Origin of the sequence: Streptococcus oralis, from assembly GCF_002386345.1 — a bacterium.
Lineage (GTDB): Bacteria > Bacillota > Bacilli > Lactobacillales > Streptococcaceae > Streptococcus > Streptococcus oralis_S.
Window position 1 is genome coordinate 574,512 of sequence record NZ_CP023507.1, and the last position, 23,082, is coordinate 597,593.

Consider the following 23,082-nt stretch of genomic DNA (forward strand, 5'->3'; position numbering starts at 1 on the left):
AAAAAAAGTTATTATTCTAGGATAATTTAGTAGCTAAATCATTAAAAATAATGTATAATATCTTAAAAAATAATTTTAGGAGATTCTAATGGGAAAAGAATTATTTAATCCACATCTTCGTAAGTTTTCTATTCGGAAACTAAACGTGGGTGTTTGTTCTGTACTCTTGTCTACCTTGGTTCTATTGGGAGTGACGTCTCAGGTTAGCGCTGATGAAACAAGCGCTTCTGGTGTCCAAAATGAGATTTCTCGAACGGATCTTGCTGAACCATCAGCAACTTCTACAGCACCAGCAAACTCTGAGACATCACCAAAACCTGCAACTACTTTAGTTGCTTCAGCTACTGAGGCTCCTCAATCCGCTGAAAATAGTAAACCTGCAAACTCAGCTTCAGAGTCTATTGAGAAACCAAAGAATGAACAGCCAGTTGTTTCTGAATCGCCTCAACCTTCAGTTGAGAAGCCAGTTGCTCCTACAGAAATGAAGCCTGCAGAGAGTGCCAATTCAGCTTCAACTGAAGCTAGCTCAGAAACTGTAAGTGCTTCAAGAGCTGTAGAACAACCAGTAGAGACTAGGGAGGCTACGCAACCTACACGTTCTCGCCGAGCACGTCGAGATGCTACACCTACTGGTTTACGTGATGGAGATCCTAACAACACAATTGAAAAACCAACTTTAGCAGATTCCGAAAAGAAACGCCCTGCGGATCTAGTTAAGCAAATTAACTGGTTAGATTTTGGTGATAGTCAGGCATTTAAAGGACTTGATACTGACGGTTCTCTTAAAGTAGGTAGTGTTTATGAGAAGGAAATTTCTCCAGGATATGTCGTTAAATTAACAGTTACGGAACTAAAACCTTTCCACTCAACTGAGATTTATCGTGATCGTGTAGCAGGAACTTCTTATGAAAATAGTTATGATCCTGATGCTAAAAACACCTGGTTTAGATATGTGCCTGCAGACTATAATCGCCAAGTTAAAGAGGGCGACTCTGCACGACCAAAAATCATTGGTGCTCCTATGAACCAATGGACATCTCTTCGTGAGCAGGGAATTGATACTAATGGACGTAGAACCCAATTGCAGGTTCCTAAGAATGGTGCAAGTTATGGAGTGAAGTTTAAGGTTGAAGCAACATATCTAAACAAGCCTGTTAAGGCTACAGTGGTTATGGCGGATGGAGAAGAAGCAAACCCAGGTGAATATGCTATCTTTACGACCAATGGTAAAGGATGGGAACATTTAGCTGAATGGAAACGTGTGTCACCACAAGGTAAAGTGATTACAGATACCTACGCACCAATGAATCCTAATCGACTTGGTCAGTATATTGGTGACAATGCAACGATTCCAACGATTGACTGGACAAAATTTACAAATCCTGATCAAAGAACAGGTGGCTTAGGCTCACAAGTATTTGGTCCAAACACTTCTAAAGACCATACTGTGCCAATTGTGATGACTCGTGAAGCATCAGAAGTTGGAATTTATATTGCATCTTCTGGTCAGCAAGCTGCTATGATTGGTTTCATGGTTGTAGATACTGGAGATGCTCCTGAAAGTTATGGAAATGCAGTTCACACTATTTCTGGTTACAATGCTGCTACGGGAGCACAAAATCCACAACCTTACCTTGGTCGAAAACCTGCTGATATTGATACTACGTCAGGTAATGATTGGACCCATGATGATAGTACAGATCATGCTGATGAAGGGATTGATCAGCTTTTACCAGCAGACTTAGTTGGTAAGACTCATGAGTTATTCCAAGCAGATCGTCTTCGTGATGGTGATTATTCGCTTCGTTTCCATGCTTCAGCTAATGGAAATGAAAAAGCTTATGTTCGAGCTTGGATTGATTTCAATAATAACGGTAAATTTGATGAGAATGAAGCTAGTGATTTTACAGAAGTAACAAATGAAGGCGACTATACCGTTACTTTTAGAAATCACCCACCTATGAACGATGATAACGTTAAGAAGCTAGGAATGCGTGTTCGTATTGCTTTGAACCAAGGTGATATCGAGAAACCGACTGGCACAGCCTTTAGTGGTGAAGTTGAAGACTTACAAGTTAACCTTACTTATCCACCAAAAGGTGAGAAGAAGGAAACAAAGGGCTTACGCGATCAACAACAACAAACAAGCTTAGCCTTCACACCTCGTGGTTATTCTAAAGAGGACGAGAATGCTAGAACAACCATTGATACTAATAAGGCGCCTGTCGTTTTAGATAATAACGGACGTGAATTAACAGCAGATGCAGAAGGTTGGTATACAACAGCAGAAGGACGTTACAAGGTGACGCCAAATGGTGACAATGTTGATGTTGTCTTCGTTCCGAAAGCTGGATACGTTGGGACTACATCAGGTATTAACATCCGTCGCTTTGATAGCAATGGTGCAAGCACAGAATGGACTGCAAAAAATAATTCAGAGCCTGTTGTCAACCAACCTCTAAATTCTATGGATGCTCGTTATGTTCCTACTGTAGTTGATTTTACTGAACATCGTTCAACTGATGCTCAAGGTTTACCGCAAGTAAAAGATATTTTATTTACTGATGGGAATCCAGCTAACACACCGGTTCAACCATCTGCAAGTAATCCTGCTACTTTCTTGGATGGAAACGGAGAACCTATCTCAGGAACTAGTATTCCTGCAACATCAGGTGGTAAAGAAGTTGGTACCTTTAACCTAGATCCAACTACGGGTCGAGTAACCTTTACCCCAAATAAATCATTTGTAGGAACTGTTGATCCGATTAAATTAAAAGTAAATGATGCAAGTGGTAATGATCACTTTGCCACTTATCAACCAACTGTTACCCGAGTTGTTCCAACATCCCAAAACGCAAGTTCTGAAGGTATTCAAGGTGCAGAGCAATCTGGGAACTTGGTCTTCACTCCAGGTGATAACCGTATTCCAATTGATGAATCAATTGCACCAACTTTTGACAACGGTCAGCCAACGAAAGAGGTTCCTGGCGTTGGAACTTATAAGGTGGATAGTACAGGTCGCGTTACTTTCCAACCAGTTCCTGGCTACTCTGGACGTCCAACTGCAGAAACTGTTAAGCGTGTAGATAAGAACGGAACAGAAGTAACAGCTACCTATCAAGCGGATGTTAAGGCTGCAACTCCAACAGGGCAAGGAGCAGAGACTACTGGACTCCAGGGTCAAAAACAAGATAGCCACCTTACCTTTACTCCTGGTCAAGCAACTATCAATGGACAAAATGAGACTGTACCATTTGCACCAGAAGGTCCACAGTTTGTGGTTGATGGACAAGTTCAACAAGGTAACAGCTTACCAGTACATGATGCTAGCGGTAAACTTCAAGGAACTTATACTGTTCAACCGAATGGGGATATTAGCTTCCAACCAGCACCTGATTTCTATGGAACGCCAACTCCTGCAACCCTCCGTGTGACAGATAAGAATGGTTCTACTGCCGAAGCAGTATATCAACCTACAGTGACTAAAGTCACTCCAACAAGTACAAATGATACATCAACTGGTCTGCAAGGACAGCCACAAAGTGGTAAGCCAACCTTTACAGCAGGCGATCCAGCTGTTCCACTGGATGATACAAAACCAATGACTTTCGAAGATGGTCAGTCAACGAAGACCGTTCCGGGTGTAGGTGAATACAGCATCAATTCTGATGGTTCTATCACCTTTACGCCAGATAAGAAGTACGTTGGCACACCAGATCCAGTAATGGTTAAACGCGTGGATAAGAACGGTACAGAAGTCACTGCGACTTATACTCCAACAGTGACTAAGGTAACACCAACTTCAACAGACGCCACTTCAAATGGTATCCAAGGTCAACCGCAAAAAGGTACCCCAACCTTCACAGAAGGTAATCCATTGGTTCCAATTGATGATACGAAACCAATGACTTTCGAAGATGGACAGTCAACGAAAACAGTTCCAGGTGTAGGTGAATACAGCATCAATCCAGATGGCTCTATTACCTTTACACCAGAAAAACAATATGTTGGCACACCAACTCCAGTCACAGTGAAACGTGTAGATAAGAACGGTACAGAGGTTACTGCGACATATACACCAACAGTGACTAAGGTCACTCCTACAGGAACTGGCGCAACCAGCACAGGTATCCAAGGTCAACCGCAAAAAGGTACCCCAACCTTCACAGAAGGTAATCCATTGGTTCCAATTGATGATACGAAACCAATGACTTTCGAAGATGGACAGTCAACGAAAACAGTTCCAGGTGTGGGTGAATACAGCATCAATCCAGATGGTTCTATCACCTTTACTCCAGAAAAACAATATGTTGGTACACCAACTCCAGTCACAGTCAAACGTGTAGATAAGAACGGTACAGAGGTTACTGCGACTTATACTCCAACAGTGACTAAGGTAACCCCAACTAGCACTAACGCAACCAGCACAGGTCCTCAAGGTGTTCCACAAACAGGTACCCCAACCTTCCAAGGTGGCGATCCACTGGTTCCAATTGATGAAACAGTAGAGCCAACTTTCGAAGATGGAAGCAAAGAGAAATCTATTCCAGGCCAAGGAACCTACACGATTGCACCAGACGGAACTGTAACCTTCACTCCAGACAAGCAGTTTGTTGGGAACCCAGATCCAGTTACAGTGAAACGTGTGGATAAGAATGGCACTCCAGTTACTGCGACCTACAGTCCAGAGTTTACTAAGGTGACTCCTACAGGAACCGGTGCAACCAGCACAGGTCCTCAAGGTGTCCCACAAACTGGTACTCCAACTTTCCAAGGTGGCGATCCACTGGTTCCAATTGATGAAACAGTAGAGCCAACCTTCGAAGATGGAAGCAAAGAGAAATCTATTCCAGGCCAAGGAACTTACACGATTGCACCAGACGGAACTGTAACCTTCACACCAGACAAGCAGTTTGTTGGAAACCCAGATCCAGTTACAGTCAAACGTGTAGATAAGAATGGCACCCCAGTTACTGCGACATACAGCCCAGAGTTTACTAAGGTAACTCCGACTGGTTCAGGTGATAAGACAGAGGGTCTGCAAGGTCAGGTCCAAGAAGGTAAAGTGACCTTCACTCCAGGTCATGACTCAGTTCCATTCCCAGCTGATTCAACTCCACTATTTGACAATGGTACAACTGTGAAAGAAGTACCAAATGTTGGTAAATTCGAAGTGGATGCAGACGGTAAGGTGACCTTCACTCCTGATAAACAGTTCAAGGGTGAAACACCAGAGCTTGAATTGACTCGTGTGGATGCCAACGGAACTCCTGTTACTGTCAAGTACCAAGCGGTAGTGAAAGAAGTAACACCAACTTCAACAGACGCCACTTCAAATGGTATCCAAGGTCAACCGCAAAAAGGTACCCCAACCTTCACAGAAGGTAATCCATTGGTTCCAATTGATGATACGAAACCAATGACTTTCGAAGATGGACAGTCAACGAAAACAGTTCCAGGTGTAGGTGAATACAGCATCAATCCAGATGGCTCTATTACTTTTACACCAGAAAAACAATATGTTGGCACACCAACTCCAGTCACAGTGAAACGTGTAGATAAGAACGGTACAGAGGTTACTGCGACATATACACCAACCGTGACTAAGGTCACTCCTACAGGAACTGGCGCAACCAGCACAGGTCCTCAGGGTGTTCCACAAACGGGTACTCCAACGTTTGCTGGTGGTGATCCACTGGTTCCAATTGATGAAACAGTTGAGCCAACTTTCGAAGATGGAAGCAAAGAGAAATCTATTCCAGGTCAAGGAACTTACACAATTGCGCCAGATGGAACTGTAACTTTCACTCCAGACAAACAGTTTGTTGGAAACCCAGATCCAGTCACAGTCAAACGTGTTGATAAGAATGGCACTCCAGTTACTGCGACCTACAGTCCAGAGTTTACGAAAGTGACCCCAACAGGAACAGGTGATAAGACAGAAGGACTTCAAGGTCAAGTCCAAGAAGGTAAAGTGACCTTCACTCCAGGCCATGACTCAGTTCCATTCCCAGCTGATTCAACTCCACTATTTGACAATGGTACAACTGTGAAAGAAGTGCCAAATGTTGGTAAGTTCGAAGTGGATGCAGACGGTAAGGTGACCTTCACTCCTGATAAACAATTCAAGGGTGAAACACCAGAGCTTGAATTGACTCGTGTGGATGCCAATGGCACTCCTGTTACAGTCAAGTACCAAGCAGTGGTGAAAGAAGTAACACCTACAGGAACCGGCGCAACTAGCACAGGCCCTCAAGGTGTTCCACAAACGGGCACTCCAACCTTCCAAGGCGGTAATCCACTGGTTCCAATCGATGAAACAGTAGAGCCAACCTTCGAAGATGGAAGCAAAGAGAAATCTATTCCAGGTCAAGGAACTTACACGATTGCACCAGATGGAACTGTAACTTTCACTCCAGACAAACAGTTTGTTGGAAACCCAGATCCAGTTACAGTGAAACGTGTGGATAAGAATGGCACTCCAGTTACTGCGACTTACAGCCCAGAGTTTACGAAAGTGACCCCAACAGGAACTGGCGCAACGAGCACAGGTCCTCAAGGACTTCCACAAACTGGTACTCCAACCTTCCAAGGTGGTGATCCACTGGTTCCAATCGATGAAACAGTAGAGCCAACTTTCGAAGATGGAAGCAAAGAGAAATCTATTCCAGGTCAAGGAACTTACACGATTGCACCAGACGGTACAGTGACCTTCACTCCAGATAAACAGTTTGTTGGAAACCCAGATCCAGTTACAGTCAAACGTGTAGATAAGAACGGCACCCCAGTCACTGCGACCTACAGTCCAGAGTTTACTAAGGTGACTCCTACAGGAACCGGTGCAACCAGCACAGGTCCTCAAGGTGTCCCACAAACTGGTACTCCAACTTTCCAAGGTGGCGATCCACTGGTTCCAATTGATGAAACAGTAGAGCCAACTTTCGAAGATGGAAGCAAAGAGAAATCTATTCCAGGCCAAGGAACTTACACGATTGCACCAGACGGAACTGTAACCTTCACACCAGACAAGCAGTTTGTTGGAAACCCAGATCCAGTTACAGTCAAACGTGTAGATAAGAATGGCACCCCAGTTACTGCGACATACAGCCCAGAGTTTACTAAGGTAACTCCGACTGGTTCAGGTGATAAGACAGAGGGTCTGCAAGGTCAGGTCCAAGAAGGTAAAGTGACCTTCACTCCAGGTCATGACTCAGTTCCATTCCCAGCTGATTCAACTCCACTATTTGACAATGGTACAACTGTGAAAGAAGTACCAAATGTTGGTAAATTCGAAGTGGATGCAGACGGTAAGGTGACCTTCACTCCTGATAAACAGTTCAAGGGTGAAACACCAGAGCTTGAATTGACTCGTGTGGATGCCAACGGAACTCCTGTTACTGTCAAGTACCAAGCGGTTGTGAAAGAAGTAGTTCCAACCAGCACTAACGCAACGAGCACAGGTCCTCAAGGTGTCCCTCAAACAGGCACCCCAACTTTCCAAGGTGGTGATCCACTGGTTCCAATCGATGAAACAGTAGAGCCAACCTTCGAAGATGGAAGCAAAGGGAAAGCTATTCCAGGTCAAGGAACTTACACGATTGCACCAGACGGTACAGTGACCTTCACTCCAGACAAGCAGTTTGTTGGAAACCCAGATCCAGTTACAGTGAAACGTGTGGATAAGAATGGCACTCCAGTTACTGCGACCTACAGTCCAGAGTTTACTAAGGTGACTCCAACTGGTAAAGATACTTCTTCAGTTAATATTAAGGGTCTTGTTCAAACAGGTACGCCAACATTTGAAGGTGGTAATCCGCTTGTTCCAATCGATGAAACTGTGGCGGCGACATTTGAAGATGGATCAACTGAAAAAGTGATTCCAGGTGAAGGGACTTATGCAATCTCACCAGATGGCATCGTCACCTTCACTCCAGAAGCTAATTTTGTAGGAAAAGGAACAGGCGTAACGATTGTCCGCAAGGATAAGAATGGTACTCCAGTTACTGCAAGCTATCGCCCAACAGTTGTGGATCCATCTACTGGTCATGATACGGCTTCTACAGGAGCAAAAGGCCAACCACAAGTGGCAACATCAGTGTTTGAAGGGCATATCGATCCGACTGTACCACCAACCTTTGAGGATGGTAGCACGACTATGGTTGTTCCGGGTGAAGGAAGCTATACAATTGATAAAGATGGTAAGATTACCTTTACTCCAGAACCAGACTTTGTTGGGACAGCTAAAGGATTGGTTGTGAAACGTTTGGATATGTATGGAAATGTAGTTACTGCTCATTACACACCAACTGTCCTTGGACAAACACAAGTGAGTGATGCGACATCAGAAGGTCTTAAAGGTCAAACTCAGACTGGTAAACCAAACTTTACAGGTGATGTCGATCTGACAGTTCCGCCAACCTTTGAAGATGGAACAACTGAAAAAGTCGTTCCAGGTGAAGGAACTTATGTAATCTCACCAGATGGCACCGTCACCTTTACCCCTGAGGCAGACTTTGTAGGACAAGCCAAAGGTGTGAAAGTGATCCGTAAAGACCGTAATGGAAATATCATTTCAGGATTCTATATTCCAACAGTAGTAGAACTTCCTGTGATTGAAAATCCAGAACAACAAGGTATTACAGAAGAAAGAACTACTAAAACTCTTCCAAATACGGGTTCTGAGGAGACATCTCACTTGACAGCTGGTCTATTGGCTGCTTTATCAGGTATGGGATTAATTTCTCTAGCTCAAAGAAAAAAATCTGAGGAAGAATAATTAGTGGTGAAAGTCATCTAGTAAGTTGTTTTAGATACTTGATTGAAATGATTACATTCATTGCTATCTAAGAAGATGTCAGTCTAACAGAAAGAGAGAACCAATTGGTTCTCTCTTTTTGGTAATTGATTTGAAAATCGTCTAATTATTTTGCCTCAATTGTTCACTATCCTGCTAAAGTGGTATAATAAAGTTATTCAGAGGGGGCTCGAAGTTTTGATTTAATCACAGCCTTTCAAACTCATTTTCATTGGCAGGACCTAGAGGCTTCTTTTATGGAACTTTGAAGGATACTCAAATCAGACGGGATACTCTTACTAGCTTGTGAGTATAACAAGTTATCTTACTTTTTACCAGAGGTGCAAAGCGAAGAAGTATTTAGACGATTCTTATTGTTAATAGGGTTTGAGCTCGTAACTAGTCAAAGAAAGGAATCGTGGCTTCTTTATAAAATTGTTAAACATTAATGGAGGGACAGTCATGAAACAATTATTTTTATGTTCATACTTTGCTGGAGTCAAAAAGCTTTTTAGCGATTATGCAAAGGAAAAGAATCTAGAAAACAAGGTTTTATTTATTCCTACCGCTGGGAACAAAGAGGATTATACTGCCTATATCGATGAGGCTCAGCAAACATTCAAAGATTTAGGATTTGAGATAGAGGTTCTAGATATTGCTTCTTGTGATCGAGAAACTGCACAGGCAAAGATTTTCCAAAGCAAGATTCTTTATATCTCTGGTGGGAATACCTTTTATTTATTACAAGAATTAAAGAAAAAGCAACTCCTATCTCTTATCAAAGAACAAATAAGAGATGGGCTGATCTATGTGGGAGAATCAGCAGGGGCTATCATTACCGCCAAGGATGTTGACTACAATAAGCTCATGGATGACAAGACGGTAGCGAAAGAGTTATCGGATACAACGGGATTGAATGAAGTGGAGTTTTACATCCTTCCACATTATGGTGAGGAGCCTTTTACTGATAGTAGCAAGAAGACCTTTGAAACCTATAAAAATCAGCTCGACTTAATGCGAATGAACAATTCACAAGCTGTTATTGTAAATGATAAAGAAATAAAAGTTGTTTCTGAACAGGATTAAAATAATTTTTTTCGCTATTATGACATCTATTCTAATACGTTGTCCCTTTTAAAAAGAAAAGGGAAGATAATATAAGTTTATGTCAGTTTTCCCTTGACAAATATTCATTTTGCGTGTAAAATGGAATAGATCTTGAACTTGAAGGGAGTGAAAAAAATGTCTAAAACAGTAGTACGTAAGAATGAATCTCTTGACGATGCACTTCGTCGTTTCAAACGTGCGGTTACTAAAGCTGGTACTCTTCAAGAAACACGCAAACGTGAATTCTATGAAAAACCTTCTGTAAAACGTAAACGTAAATCAGAAGCAGCTCGTAAACGTAAAAAATTCTAATTTGAAATGAAAGGCTAGACTTGTCTAGTCTTTTTTTGCATAGTATTTAGAGGAACAAATTCTTATGAAAGAGTATATAAAAGAATATCAAAAGATGCGTGAAAATCACTTGGAAGATTGGGGTTATTGTGCTGATCCGATAGATTGGAAGGAATTTGAAGAGTCAAACCAAAGAATTTTTGAAAAGTATTTAACCGATTCAAAAGTATTGTCTGACAAGGTTTTAAGGGTTAAATTGTACAGTAGCTTATTGCTAGATGATATTAAATATTTTGCTTATTATGCTGCGTTTTTAGGTGGGGATTATACACAGTTAAACAATGCGCTATGGCAAACAGGAAGAACCGAGCTGCTGAGAGGCGGTTTGTTGGCAAGTGGAACCATTTATACAGATGGAATTTTGAAAGGCTTGATTACCTCTTTTGCTTGTAACGATTTTTCAGTCATTCCATCATTCATCCCCAAAGATTTACCCTTGTTGAAAGGAACCTATTATCCAGAAAATGTGATGAATCTTTTATACGCTCTTTATTATCAAGATGAAGAAAGATTATCCGAGTCTCTCTTGCGTGCACAACAGTTTTTAGAGAAGAAAAAACGAACTGGTATGGAAGAATTTTCTGTTCGGTATTTTATAAGTTTAGCAAGAAAAGATGCAGTTGCATTAAGTGAGTCCTTACAAAACTTATGTCAAGCTTATCAGAGGCGAGGTTACCCCTATGAAAAGATTGATAAGTGCTTTGCGGATGAGATTCATGGTCTATATCGTTTGGTACGATTTTTTGACCATTCCTTGTTCGAAGAAGTCAGTATGCCATCTCATAAGACTTTTTTGAAGGAGTTTGAAGAATGGCAAGTCCAAAATCAGTTCCCAAAAGGTCAACAGTTCTATACCTATCCTCAAGATATGGCTGATGCAAATAGAATATTAACAAAAGGTCTTCCAAGGATTTACTTAGCAAAATCTGGAAGGGATTTGGTGATAGATGTTGACCGATTTGCAGTAGATTTGTCTCGGTTAATTTGAAGGAGTACGAAAAGACTTCCTAGCCAAATCTTTCCCCAAGAAACATCAAATAAATACTGTAAATCCTGCAAAAAAAGGAAACTTCCAACTACAATCTGATATAATAGTAGGGAGAACTCGATTGAAGGAGGAAATTATGTCGGTTTTAGTAAGAGATGTCATTGAAAAACTCAGACTAGATATTGTCTATGGTGAAGGCGAATTACTTGAAAAAGAAATCAATACTGCGGACATTATGAGACCTGGTCTTGAAATGACGGGCTATTTTGATTACTATACACCAGAACGGATTCAGCTGTTAGGGATGAAGGAGTGGTCCTATTTAGTTGCCATGCCTGCCCAGAACCGTTATCAAGTTTTGAAGAAAATGTTTCTACCTGAAACACCTGCTGTTATCGTGGCTCGTGGTCTGGTAGTGCCAGAGGAAATGTTGAGGGCTGCTAGAGAATGCAAGATTGCGATTTTAACCAGTCGAACAGCAACCAGTCGTTTATCTGGAGAACTTTCTAGCTACCTTGATTCCCGTTTGGCTAAACGTACTAGCGTGCATGGTGTCTTGATGGATATCTATGGCATGGGTGTCTTGATCCAAGGAGATAGCGGTATCGGTAAGAGTGAGACAGGTCTTGAGCTTGTGAAGCGTGGACACCGTCTAGTAGCAGACGATCGTGTAGATATTTATTCTAAGGATGAGATGACTCTTTGGGGCGAACCTGCTGAAATCTTGAAGCATTTGCTTGAGATTCGTGGAGTTGGGATTATCGATATCATGAGTCTTTATGGTGCGAGTGCTGTAAAAGATTCTTCACAAGTTCAGCTAGCAGTTTATTTGGAAAATTATGATACACATAAGACCTTTGATCGTCTTGGAAACAATGCCGAAGAACTCGAAGTTTCTGGTGTAACGATTCCGCGTATCCGCATCCCAGTAAAAACAGGACGCAATATCTCCGTTGTTATTGAGGCGGCTGCCATGAACTACCGCGCTAAAGAAATGGGCTTTGATGCGACACGTTTATTTGAAGAACGCTTGACAAATCTAATCGCTCAAAATGAGGTGAAACATGATTAATCCAGTCGCATTTGAAATTGGCCCCTTTGCTATTCGTTGGTATGCTTTGTGTATTGTAGCTGGTCTGGTTCTGGCAGTCTATCTTGCTATGAAAGAAGCTCCTAAAAAGAAAATTCTATCAGATGATATTTTGGATTTTATCCTGATTGCTTTTCCGGTAGCTATTTTAGGTGCTAGACTATACTACGTGCTCTTTCGCTTAGATTATTATCTGCAAAATCCAGGTGAAATCATCGCCATTTGGAATGGTGGTTTGGCCATTTATGGAGGTTTGATAGCAGGGGCTATTGTCCTTTATATCTTTGCAGATAGAAAGCTGATTAATACTTGGGATTTCTTAGATATTGCAGCACCGAGCGTCATGGTTGCCCAGAGTTTAGGGCGCTGGGGGAACTTCTTTAACCAAGAAGCCTACGGTGCAGCAGTAGATAGTTTGGATTATTTGCCGGGCTTCATTCGTGACCAGATGTACATTGATGGTAGCTACCGTCAGCCGACCTTCTTATATGAGTCGGTTTGGAATCTGATTGGATTTGCTTTGATTCTGATTTTTAGACGAAAATTGAAGGGAATCAGACGTGGTCATATCACTGCTTTCTACTTGATTTGGTATGGTTTTGGTCGTATGATTATCGAAGGAATGCGGACAGACAGCCTCATGTTCTTTGGTCTGCGAGTTTCCCAATGGTTATCAGTTATCCTTATCGGACTCGGTATTTTTATCATACTTTATCAAAATCGAAAGAAAGCACCTTTCTATCATACAGAGGAGGAAAAATAAATGTTAGAAGTTGCATATATACTTGTTGCGATTGCTTTGATTGTCTGTTTAGTCTATTTGACAATCACGATTCAAAAAGCAGGTCGTATGATTGATGAAACAGAGAAAACCATCAAAACGCTAAGCTCAGATGTGAACGTTACCTTGCATCAGACCAATGAATTGTTGGTTAAGGTCAATGTGTTAGCAGACGATATCAATATCAAAGTTGCGACGATTGATCCACTCTTTACGGCGGTGGCAGACTTGTCAGAGTCAGTATCTGATCTCAACCAACATGCGCGTGTTTTAGGCAAAAAAGCTTCATCTGCTGGTTCAAAGACCATCAAAACAGGTGCAGGCTTGTCCGCTCTTCGTGTCGCAAGTAAATTTTTCAAAAAATAAAAAAGGAGAAATCTTATGGGAAAACTATCCTCTATCCTTTTAGGAACAGTTTCAGGTGCTGCTCTTGCTTTGTTCTTAACCAGTGACAAGGGTAAGCAAGTTTGTAGTCAAGCTCAGGATTTTCTAGATGATTTGAGAGAAGATCCAGAATATGCTAGAGAGCAGGTTTGTGAAAAACTAACAGAAGTGAAGGAACAGGCAACTGACTTTGTGCTGAAAACAAAGGAACAAGTAGAATCTGGTGAAATCACTTTTGATAGTGTCCTTGACCAAGCTAAAAACTGTGCTCGACAAGCGACAGAAGCGTCAAAGGAAAGCTTTAACAATCTCAAGGAGCAGTGGCAAGAACAGTCAACAACTCCAGACGTTGCTGAAGACCAAGAAGAAATCATCATCGATATTACTGAAGTATAAGGTATCACCATCTCTGGTTTTGGGAGATGGTGATTTTTATCTGCAAGCCTGTCTTTGTGGTATAATAAATACTATGCAGAAAAAACCAACGTCCGCCTACGTGCATATTCCATTTTGCACACAGATTTGTTATTATTGCGACTTTTCAAAAGTATTTATCAAGAATCAACCAGTAGATAGTTACCTAGAGCATCTGCTAGAGGAGTTTCGTTCTTATGATATCCAAAAGTTACGAACTCTCTACATTGGAGGTGGGACGCCAACGGCTTTGTCCGCTCCTCAATTAGAAGTGCTACTGGCTGGCCTGACTAAAAATCTAGACTTGTCTGTCTTGGAAGAGTTGACTATTGAGGCCAACCCAGGAGACTTGGACGCGGATAAGATTGCGGTTTTGAAACAGTCGCCAGTCAATCGTGTTTCCTTAGGTGTGCAGACTTTTGATGACAAAATGCTGAAAAAGATTGGGCGCAGTCATTTGGAGAAGGATATTTATGAAAATATCGACCGTCTTAAATTGGCTGGTTTTGACAATATCTCCATCGACCTAATCTACGCTCTTCCAGGTCAAACTATGGCTCAGGTCAAGGAAAATGTAGCTAAGGCTATCTCGCTTGATATTCCTCATATGAGCCTTTATAGCTTGATTTTGGAGAATCATACGGTCTTTATGAACCGCATGCGACGAGGGAAGTTGCCCCTACCTAAGGAAGAGTTAGAAGCGGAGATGTTTGAGTACATCATCGCAGAACTGGAGCGAGCTGGCTTTGAGCATTATGAGATTTCCAATTTCTCTAAACCCGGATTTGAAAGTCGCCACAATCTCATGTACTGGGACAATGCCGAGTATTATGGTATCGGTGCGGGTGCTTCGGGTTATGTGGACGGGGTGCGTTATAAAAACCACGGTCCTATCCGCCACTATCTCAATGCGGTAGAGGCAGGAAATGCTCGGATTACAGAAGAACACCTGAGTCAAAGGGAGCAGATGGAAGAAGAAATGTTCCTAGGCCTCCGGAAAAAATCCGGGGTTTCCATGACACGATTTGAGGAAAAATTTGAACGGTCCTTTGATGAACTTTATGGTGAAATCATCAGAGACTTGGTTCAGCAAGGACTCATGAAAATCGACAGTGATCGTGTCCGAATGACAAAGAGAGGTCTCTTCTTGGGAGACACTGTAGCAGAACGATTTATTTTGGAGTAGAACAATGGGCTTAACTTATCAAATGAAAATGAAAATTCCTTTTGATATGGCGGACATGAACGGTCATATCAAACTTCCAGATGTGATTTTGCTGTCCTTGCAAGTATCAGGTATGCAGTCGATTGAACTGGGAGTTAGTGACAAAGATGTGCTAGAACGTTACAATCTGGTCTGGATTATTACAGATTATGCGATTGACGTGGTTCGCTTGCCTCGCTTTGCTGAAGAGATTACGATTGAAACAGAAGCATTGACTTACAATCGTCTTTTTTGCTACCGCCGTTTCACTATCTATGATGAAGCAGGTCAAGAAATCATTCGCATGGTAGCAACCTTTGTTCTCATGGACAGAGACAGTCGTAAAGTCCATGCTGTCGAACCGGAGATTGTTGCGCCTTACCAGTCTGAGTTTGATAAAAAACTCATCCGCGGACCAAAGTATGCAAATCTAGAAGATCCGATCAGTAAAGACTACCATGTTCGTTTTTACGACTTGGATATGAATGGTCATGTCAATAATAGCAAATATCTGGATTGGATTTTTGAAGTCATGGGAGCAGACTTTTTGACCAAGTATATTCCAAAGAAAATCAATCTCAAATATGTCAAAGAAGTGCGACCAGGTGGCATGATTGCTTCAGCTTATGAACTCAAGGGACTAGAAAGCAAGCATGAGATTATCAGTGATGGCGAGATTAATGCCCAAGCTATGATTACTTGGCAAGAAATTGAAGCGAATTAGAAAGGGCGATATGGCTTATAAAGGTTATTTAATTGATTTAGATGGAACTATTTACAAGGGGAAAGACCGAATTCCGACAGGAGAGGCTTTTGTCCATGAGTTACAAAAAAGAGAAATTCCCTACCTCTTTGTGACCAACAATACAACCCGAACTCCTGAGAGTGTTCAAGAGATGTTGGCTAAGAATTTTAATATCAACACGCCTTTATCAACTGTCTACACGGCAACCTTGGCAACCATCGACTATATGAATGACTTGGAATTGGAAAAGACAGTCTATGTCATCGGAGAAGCAGGACTCAAGGATGCTATCCAGGCTGCAGGTTATGCGGAAGACAAGGAAAATCCTGCCTATGTGGTCGTTGGACTGGACTGGCAAGTTGACTATGAAAAATTTGCCACAGCAACCCTAGCTATCCAAAAGGGTGCTCACTTTATCGGAACCAATCCAGACCTCAATATCCCGACGGAACGTGGTCTTTTGCCTGGTGCTGGTTCACTAATTACACTTCTTGAGGTAGCAACACGGGTCAAACCAGTTTATATCGGGAAACCAAATGCGATTATCATGGACAAGGCAGTTGAGCACTTGGGCTTGAAAAGAGAAGAATTGCTCATGGTCGGGGATAACTACCTGACAGATATCCGAGCAGGAATTGACAATGGCATTCCAACTCTCTTGGTGACGACAGGTTTTACCAAGGCAGAAGAAGTGGCTGACCTACCAATTGCACCAACTCATGTGGTGTCTAGCCTTGCGGAGTGGAATTTTGATGAAAACTAAACTAACCTTTTGGGGAAGTATGCTCTTTCTCCTCTCCCTGTCTATCCTACTGACGATTTATCTGGCATGGGTTTTCTATCCCATGGAGATTCAGTGGCTGAACTTAGAGGATCGAGTCTATCTAAAGCCAGAAACCATTCAGTACAATTTTCATATCTTGATGAATTACCTGACTAATCCCTTTAGTCAGGTCTTAGAGATGCCAGATTTTCGTTCATCAGCGGCAGGTCTACATCACTTTGCGGTGGTGAAGAATCTCTTCCACTTGGTTCAGCTAGTTGCCCTAGTGACACTTCCAAGTTTCTATTTCTTTGTTAGAAAGATTGTAAAAAAAGGCTTTTTGCCCCTATATCGTAAAAGTATCCTAGCTCTAGTACTATTGCCTCTAATCATTGGCCTTGTAGGAGTGTTGATTGGTTTTGAGCAATTCTTTACTCTTTTCCATCAGATTCTCTTTGTGGGAGACGATACCTGGCTTTTTGATCCAGCAAAGGATCCCGTTATTTGGATTTTGCCAGAGACTTTCTTCCTCCATGCCTTTTTACTTTTCTTTGCTTTGTATGAAGGAATGTTTGGTTTCCTTTTTGTTAAAGCTTCAAGGAAATAGTGGAAAAAGTTCTGTATTTTTAATAAAAAACGAGAGAAGTTGCTCTACTCCCTATTTATTATTAGGTTATCCTAAAGATAAACTTGCAAAGCAGGAGATTTTTGCAGAAAACAGTCTATTTTCTATGAAAAAATAGGCTTTTTTTCTAAAAATACCTAGTCAAGCGCTTTATTTTTTTGTATAATAGAAATAGCAAGTATAGATAAAAGAAGAGAAAAGCATGATTACACTATTTTTATCACCGAGTTGTACATCATGTCGTAAGGCAAAGGCTTGGTTAGAGACGCATAAAGTGCCCTTTCAAGAGCATAATATTATGACTAGTCCTTTAACAAGAAAAGAATTACAACATATTCTTTCCTTGACCGAAAATGGTACTGATGACATCATTTCAACTCGTTCAAAAATTTTTCAAAAATTGGATATTGATGTAGAGAGTATCTCAGTATCGGAGTTGCTTCAGTTGATTGAGCAATATCCTAGTCTTTTGCGTCGCCCAATTATTATAGATACAAAACGCATGCAGATCGGTTTTAATGAAGATGAGATTCGTGCTTTTCTCCCTCGTAGTTACCGTAAACAAGAATTGAAAGAAGCAACATTGAGAGCTGGTATAGGATAGATGAACAAACAGTATAGTTACCCACTAGATTTGTCGTGGAGCACTGAAGAACTTGCTTCAGTGCTTTCTTTTTTTAATGATGTTGAAGCTGCTTATGAAGATAAGGTAGAAGCAAAAAAACTGTTAGATTCCTATAAGGAATTTAAGTCTGTTGTCCCGAGAAAAAGTGAAGAAAAACGTTTAGGTCGCGAATTTGAGACGGTTAGCGGTTATTCCTGCTATCATGCGGTTCAATTAGCAAAAGAAAAAAGAGAAGGGAAGATTTCTCTTGGAAACTAAATTTGAATTTGCCAAACAGATTGTGCAAGAAGCTGCAGATTACATTTTGGCCCACATGCAAGAAGATTTGCAGGTCGAGCGCAAGTCTTCGCCTACAGACTTAGTGACACGTTTGGACAAGGAGGTCCAGGAACTCTTGGTTGATCGGATCAAGTCCTCCTATCCTGAGGATTTGATTTGCGCGGAAGAGGGCTGTTTACGTGCTGCAGTCGGTCAAGGTCCTGTTTGGGTGATTGATCCCATTGACGGTACCAATAACTTTGTCGCCCAGCAGGAAGATTTTGCCGTGATGTTGGCTTATTTTGAGGATGGTGTGGGCAAATTTGGTATTATTTATGATGTCATGAAAGGTGATTGTTACCATGGTGGTGGTGCCTTTCCTCCTTGCCGCAATAATGATCCCTTACCGCCTTTTAAAAAGAAACCTCTTCAAGAATTTTTAGTTGCCGGCAACTCAGGTATGTTTGAGAGCAATGAGTGGGGCTTGGCGGATTTGGGGCGAGCAGCGTTGGGTGTCCGTGTATATGGCAGTGCGGCCATTAGTTTTGCCAAGGTTTTATCGGGTCGTCTTTTGACTTATATTACCTACCTGCAGCCATGGGATTACGCTGCGGCCAGTATCTTAGGGGAAAGTCTGGGTTATCGCCTTCTTACGGTATCGGGTGAGCCCGCTGATTTTAAAACGCGTCAGCCTGTCATGATGGTGCCAATCGAGATGCAAGAAGAGATTCAGTCTTATATCTACGAAAGGAAAGAAAACTAAATGCAATTTCCAGAAGGATTTGTTGAAAAATATGAAGCGATACTAGAAGATGAGGCAAGAGACTTTCTTGCCTCTTTTAAACAAGAAGCGGTTTCGGCTTTTCGGGTCAATCCCTTAAAAGAAAGTCAGTTATCGTTTGCTGATGCTATTCCCAATACACCTTGGGGGTATTATGGTAAGGTTTCTGGGAAGTCACCAGAGCACGTGACAGGTTTCGTTTATTCGCAAGAGCCTGCAGCCCAAATGGTGGCCCAGGTAGCTCAACCCCTTCCCGGTATGAAGGTTTTGGACTTGGCGGCAGCACCAGGTGGAAAATCCACTCAACTAGCAGCTTATCTGGCTAATCAAGGAGTCCTTGTCTCCAACGAAATTTCAAGCAAGCGAGCTAAGATTTTAGTGGAAAATATGGAACGGTTTGGAGCTACAAACGTAGTCGTGACCAATGAGTCTGCGGATCGCTTAGCCAAGGTCTTTAAAGGATACTTTGATGTGATTGTCCTTGATGCTCCTTGCTCGGGTGAAGGGATGTTCCGTAAACAACCAGATGCCATGGATTATTGGAACATCGACTATCCGAATCAATGTGCCAGTCTCCAAAGAAAGATTTTAGAAGATGCAGTCACCATGCTTGCTGAGGGTGGCCGTCTGGTCTACTCGACCTGTACTTGGGCACCAGAGGAAAATGAAGAAATCGTCCACTGGTTGCTGGATACTTATGATTTTGAACTGCTTCCAGTCGAGCATGTGAACGGTATGGTAGCAGGTATTAATCTTCCTGAAACGGCTCGGATGTACCCTCATCATTTTAAGGGAGAAGGTCAGTTTGTTGCCCATTTGCAATTCAAGGGAGAAAATCCAGCAGCCAAATTCAAAGCCAGCAAGACCAATCTTAGTCGTGAACAGCTGGCCTTGTGGCGGGAATTTGCCCAAAAACATCTCAAAGTGACACTAACTGGCCTTCTACAAACTTTTGGAGACCAACTTTATCTCTTGCCAGAGATGCTACCTGATCTAGGGAAACTCAAAATTGCCCGAAATGGACTTCATCTGGGTACTTTTAAGAAGAAACGCTTCGAACCAAGTTTTGCTCTGGGATTAGCCTTGAAACCAAGTCAAGTAAAACAAAGTGTTGAAATCAATGATGAGGACTTTGTAAAATATGTGGCTGGCGAGACTGTTCAATTGTCTGAAGCTCGACCAAATGGATGGTACCAAGTTGTGGTTCAAGGAAACGGATTAGGCTTTGCCAAGGTAACGGGAAATGTTTTAAAAAATTATTATCCAAAAGGACTCAGATTCAGGTGAAAAAGCTAGTCAAAGAGCCTATTCTATGTTATAGTGGAAGTATGAGTTTTTTCTGATAGTCTTTCATTATTACTTATATTATACGATGGAATTGTCCGCTCCTAAGAATGTCTAGATAAAATAAAGCGGGACAATCATTGATGATAATTGGATGATCAGGACAAACGGAAGAAATCAGAACATTTATCATTATGTTCAAGGAGAATAACAGTGAAAAAAAGAAAAAAGCTCGTCATGTCTCTTGCAGCTCTTTTGATGGCAGGTTCTCTAGCAGGATGTGCTAGCTGGATTGATCGTGGAGAATCCATGACAGCCGTTGGTTCAACAGCTCTTCAACCTCTTGTCGAAGCAGCAGCAGATGAATTTGGTTCTAGAAACATCGGAAAAACAGTCAATGTTCAAGGTGGTGGATCGGGCACAGGACTATCCCAAGTCCAGTCTGGAGCAGTTGACATCGGGAACTCTGACGTCTTTGCAGAGGAAAAAGAAGGAATCGATGCTTCAGCTCTGGTAGACCACAAGGTTGCAGTGGCTGGTCTTGCAGTGATTGTAAACAAGGAAGTGGATGTTGAAAATCTTACAACCGAGCAACTTCGCAAAATCTTTACAGGTGAAGTGACCAACTGGAAAGAAGTTGGGGGCAAAGACCTGGCCATTTCAATCATCAACCGAGCAGCAAGTTCTGGTTCACGAGCGACGTTTGATACGGTGATTATGAATGGCCAAGCGGCAATGCAGAGCCAAGAACAGGATTCTAACGGGATGGTCAAGTCGATTGTATCCCAAACGCCTGGAGCCATTTCTTACCTGGCTTTTGCCTATGTAGATGACTCCGTGAAAAGCATGAAACTGAATGGGTATGAACCTACATCTGAGAATGTAACGACCAACAATTGGCCTTTGTGGTCTTATGAACATATGTACACACTTGGTCAGCCAAATGAGTTAGCTGCTGAATTCCTGAATTTCGTCCTCTCAGATGAAGCCCAAAATGGGATTGTTAAGGGAATGGGCTATATCTCTATCAATGAAATGAAAGTCCAAAAGGATGCTTCAGGTACCGTTACAGCAGTAGAAGGAGGTCAATAATGAATCAAGAAGAATTATCTAAAAAATTACTCTCTCCTTCAAAGAACTCTCGCCTTGAGAAGTTCGGTAAAGGTTTGACCTTCACCTGCCTTTCTTTGATTGTTATCATTGTGGCCATGATTTTGATTTTTGTGGCCCAAAAAGGCTTATCGACCTTCTTTGTCAATGGGGTCAACATCTTTGATTTCCTTTTTGGACAAACTTGGAATCCTTCAGGGAAACAATTTGGTGCCCTTCCAATGATTTTGGGTTCCTTTATTGTGACGATTTTATCAGCCCTCATCGCAACTCCCTTCGCTATTGGTGCTGCAGTCTTTATGACAGAAGTCTCACCAAAGGGTGCAAAAATCTTGCAACCAGCCATTGAACTCCTCGTCGGGATTCCTTCAGTCGTCTATGGATTTATCGGTTTGCAAGTTGTGGTGCCTTTTGTCCGTAGCGTCTTTGGTGGAACTGGTTTTGGGATCTTGTCAGGGATTTTCGTTCTCTTTGTCATGATCCTTCCAACTGTAACCTTTATGACAACAGACAGCTTGCGTGCTGTTCCTCGTCATTACCGTGAAGCCAGTTTAGCTATGGGAGCCACTCGTTGGCAAACCATCTGGCGTGTGACCTTGAAAGCAGCACGTTCAGGTATTTTCACTGCAGTGGTCTTTGGGATGGCGCGTGCCTTCGGTGAAGCCCTTGCTATTCAGATGGTTGTCGGAAACTCAGCAGTTATCCCAACCTCGTTAACAACACCAGCTGCGACCTTGACATCTGTATTGACTATGGGTATAGGAAATACCGTCATGGGAACGGTTGATAATAACGTTCTCTGGTCACTGGCGTTGGTATTGCTCTTGATGAGTTTGGCCTTTAACAGTGTGATTAAATTGATTACGAAAGAAAGAGGAAAGAAAAACTATGCACGCTAAGAAATTAGATAAACTTGCAACAGCTGTCCTCTATACCATCGCGGGTATCATCGTTGCCATCTTGGCATCCTTGATTCTCTATATCTTGGTGAGAGGGTTACCGCATATCTCTTGGTCCTTCTTGACAGGGAAATCTTCCTCTTATCAAGCAGGTGGGGGTATCGGAATTCAGCTCTACAATTCCTTCTTCCTTCTGGTCATTACCTTGATTATCTCTGTGCCTTTATCTATGGGGGCTGGCGTATTCCTCGCTGAGTATGCCAAAAAAGGACCTGTGACCAATTTTATTCGCACCTGTATTGAGATTTTGTCTTCTCTACCATCAGTCGTTGTGGGTCTCTTTGGTTACTTGATCTTTGTAGTCCAGTTTGAGTATGGATTTTCAATCATTTCAGGTGCCTTGGCTTTGACAGTCTTTAACCTCCCTCAGATGACACGAAATGTTGAGGACAGTTTAAAACACGTTCACCATACACAACGTGAGGCTGGTCTTGCCCTTGGAATTTCTCGTTGGGAGACTGTGGTCCATGTCGTCATTCCAGAAGCCCTTCCAGGTATCGTAACGGGTGTTGTCTTGGCATCTGGTCGTATCTTTGGTGAGGCCGCCGCTCTTATCTATACAGCAGGACAATCCGCTCCAGCCCTTGACTGGTCTAACTGGAATATCCTCAGTGTTACTAGCCCTATCTCAATCTTCCGACAAGCAGAAACCTTGGCGGTCCACATTTGGAAAGTCAACAGTGAAGGAACCATTCCTGATGCTACCATTGTATCTGCTGGTTCTGCCGCCGTGCTCCTCATCTTTATCTTGATTTTTAACTTTGGAGCACGCAAACTCGGAAGCTACCTACACAAGAAATTAACCGCTGCCTAAAGGAG

19 protein-coding genes and 1 pseudogene are annotated in these 23,082 nt (G+C 42.2%); all 20 read left to right on the plus strand.

Annotation, left to right across the window (positions count from 1 at the left end; translation table 11 throughout):
- The first annotated feature begins 88 nt into the window (after positions 1-88).
- Positions 89-8,776 (plus strand): CshA/CshB family fibrillar adhesin-related protein, encoded by an 8,688-nt coding sequence (locus CO686_RS02870; protein WP_096753477.1) that lies wholly within the window; start codon positions 89-91, stop codon positions 8,774-8,776.
- 212 nt (positions 8,777-8,988) lie between these two features.
- Positions 8,989-9,243: pseudogene (locus CO686_RS10435) on the plus strand (methyltransferase domain-containing protein); the annotation flags it as partial.
- Positions 9,244-9,256: 13 nt separating this feature from the next.
- Positions 9,257-9,880, plus strand: a complete 624-nt coding sequence (locus CO686_RS02875; protein ID WP_000811174.1) for a Type 1 glutamine amidotransferase-like domain-containing protein — start codon at positions 9,257-9,259, stop codon at positions 9,878-9,880.
- A 156-nt stretch (positions 9,881-10,036) separates the two neighbouring features.
- Positions 10,037-10,213 carry a 30S ribosomal protein S21 gene (gene rpsU, locus CO686_RS02880; RefSeq protein WP_000048054.1) on the plus strand — a complete coding sequence of 59 codons (177 nt, stop codon included), beginning with the start codon at positions 10,037-10,039 and terminating at the stop codon, positions 10,211-10,213.
- A 64-nt stretch (positions 10,214-10,277) separates the two neighbouring features.
- Positions 10,278-11,240 (plus strand): hypothetical protein, encoded by a 963-nt coding sequence (locus CO686_RS02885; protein WP_000666153.1) that lies wholly within the window; start codon positions 10,278-10,280, stop codon positions 11,238-11,240.
- A 136-nt stretch (positions 11,241-11,376) separates the two neighbouring features.
- The gene (gene hprK / locus CO686_RS02890; RefSeq protein WP_000115190.1) at positions 11,377-12,312 is read left to right on the plus strand and encodes an HPr(Ser) kinase/phosphatase; all 936 of its coding nucleotides are present in this window, start codon (positions 11,377-11,379) and stop codon (positions 12,310-12,312) included.
- Positions 12,305-13,093: a prolipoprotein diacylglyceryl transferase gene (gene lgt, locus CO686_RS02895; protein WP_000609709.1), complete on the plus strand. Its 789-nt coding sequence runs from the start codon at positions 12,305-12,307 to the stop codon at positions 13,091-13,093. Before hprK ends, lgt begins: the two co-directional genes overlap by 8 nt.
- Entirely contained in the window at positions 13,094-13,477 is a 384-nt protein-coding gene (locus CO686_RS02900; RefSeq protein ID WP_000895033.1) for a DUF948 domain-containing protein, read from the plus strand. It begins immediately after the preceding gene.
- 15 nt (positions 13,478-13,492) lie between these two features.
- Entirely contained in the window at positions 13,493-13,891 is a 399-nt protein-coding gene (locus tag CO686_RS02905) for a YtxH domain-containing protein (protein ID WP_096753478.1), read from the plus strand.
- Positions 13,892-13,964: 73 nt separating this feature from the next.
- Entirely contained in the window at positions 13,965-15,095 is a 1,131-nt protein-coding gene (gene hemW / locus CO686_RS02910; RefSeq protein ID WP_049550087.1) for a radical SAM family heme chaperone HemW, read from the plus strand.
- A gap of 4 nt (positions 15,096-15,099) precedes the next feature.
- Positions 15,100-15,837: an acyl-[acyl-carrier-protein] thioesterase gene (locus tag CO686_RS02915; RefSeq protein ID WP_049550086.1), complete on the plus strand. Its 738-nt coding sequence runs from the start codon at positions 15,100-15,102 to the stop codon at positions 15,835-15,837.
- Between the two features lie 10 nt (positions 15,838-15,847).
- Positions 15,848-16,621 carry a TIGR01457 family HAD-type hydrolase gene (locus tag CO686_RS02920; RefSeq protein ID WP_049500824.1) on the plus strand — a complete coding sequence of 258 codons (774 nt, stop codon included), beginning with the start codon at positions 15,848-15,850 and terminating at the stop codon, positions 16,619-16,621.
- On the plus strand, positions 16,611-17,228 hold the full coding sequence (locus tag CO686_RS02925) for a TIGR01906 family membrane protein (RefSeq protein ID WP_049500826.1): 618 nt from the start codon (positions 16,611-16,613) through the stop codon (positions 17,226-17,228). Before CO686_RS02920 ends, CO686_RS02925 begins: the two co-directional genes overlap by 11 nt.
- Positions 17,229-17,448: 220 nt before the next feature.
- Entirely contained in the window at positions 17,449-17,850 is a 402-nt protein-coding gene (locus CO686_RS02935; protein WP_000631261.1) for a Spx/MgsR family RNA polymerase-binding regulatory protein, read from the plus strand.
- Complete coding sequence (locus CO686_RS02940) at positions 17,851-18,129, plus strand: UPF0223 family protein (protein WP_049500828.1); 279 nt, start codon at positions 17,851-17,853, stop codon at positions 18,127-18,129.
- Positions 18,119-18,892 (plus strand): inositol monophosphatase family protein, encoded by a 774-nt coding sequence (locus CO686_RS02945; RefSeq protein ID WP_049500829.1) that lies wholly within the window; start codon positions 18,119-18,121, stop codon positions 18,890-18,892. Before CO686_RS02940 ends, CO686_RS02945 begins: the two co-directional genes overlap by 11 nt.
- Complete coding sequence (locus tag CO686_RS02950) at positions 18,893-20,197, plus strand: RsmF rRNA methyltransferase first C-terminal domain-containing protein (protein WP_049500830.1); 1,305 nt, start codon at positions 18,893-18,895, stop codon at positions 20,195-20,197.
- A 210-nt stretch (positions 20,198-20,407) separates the two neighbouring features.
- Positions 20,408-21,286, plus strand: a complete 879-nt coding sequence (locus CO686_RS02955; RefSeq protein ID WP_049477692.1) for a phosphate ABC transporter substrate-binding protein PstS — start codon at positions 20,408-20,410, stop codon at positions 21,284-21,286.
- Positions 21,286-22,203 carry a phosphate ABC transporter permease subunit PstC gene (gene pstC, locus CO686_RS02960; protein ID WP_001070951.1) on the plus strand — a complete coding sequence of 306 codons (918 nt, stop codon included), beginning with the start codon at positions 21,286-21,288 and terminating at the stop codon, positions 22,201-22,203. The genes CO686_RS02955 and pstC overlap by 1 nt, the downstream gene beginning before the upstream one ends.
- Positions 22,193-23,077, plus strand: a complete 885-nt coding sequence (gene pstA, locus CO686_RS02965) for a phosphate ABC transporter permease PstA (protein ID WP_000543050.1) — start codon at positions 22,193-22,195, stop codon at positions 23,075-23,077. Before pstC ends, pstA begins: the two co-directional genes overlap by 11 nt.
- Positions 23,078-23,082 lie beyond the last annotated feature (5 nt).